Source organism: Oleiphilus sp. HI0066 (assembly GCF_001635725.1).
Genome location: NZ_LWFH01001291.1, coordinates 1 through 764, shown reverse-complemented (window position 1 = coordinate 764; position 764 = coordinate 1). Strand labels below are relative to the sequence as shown.

Here is a 764-nt window from a genome sequence, read left to right as displayed (position 1 = left end):
GGTTGGCCTGATCGACGAGCTAGGCTTTCCATGTATTATTCGTCCTTCGTTTACCATGGGTGGTAGCGGAGGCGGTATCGCATATAACCGCGAAGAGTTTGAAGAAATCTGTGCTCGCGGCTTGGATATGTCGCCAACAAATGAGCTTCTCATTGATGAGTCTTTGATCGGTTGGAAAGAATACGAGATGGAAGTTGTCCGCGATAAGAAGGACAACTGCATCATCATTTGTTCGATTGAAAACTTCGATGCAATGGGTGTTCATACGGGTGACTCGATTACTGTAGCGCCAGCGCAAACACTTACGGATAAAGAATACCAAATCATGCGTAACGCATCGCTTGCGGTACTTCGTGAAATTGGTGTTGAAACGGGTGGTTCGAACGTACAGTTTGGTATCAGTCCAACAACTGGTCGTATGGTTGTTATCGAGATGAACCCGCGTGTATCTCGCTCGTCTGCGCTTGCTTCTAAAGCGACTGGTTTCCCAATCGCAAAAGTTGCTGCGAAGTTAGCGGTTGGCTACACACTCGATGAGCTTCAAAATGATATTACTGGCGGTGCAACACCTGCATCGTTTGAGCCTGCAATTGACTACGTAGTAACGAAGATCCCTCGTTTCACTTTTGAAAAATTCCCACAAGCGGATGCGACATTGACGACTCAGATGAAGTCGGTCGGTGAGGTGATGTCGATCGGACGTACTTTCCAAGAGTCATTCCAGAAAGCTATTCGTGGTTTAGAAGTTGGCTCTTATGGATTTG

The 764-nt window shown here is 46.9% G+C and carries 1 pseudogene; it reads left to right on the top strand.

Features of this window, described 5'->3' with window-relative positions:
* Positions 1-764: pseudogene (carB, locus tag A3738_RS18775) on the top strand (carbamoyl phosphate synthase large subunit); the annotation flags it as partial.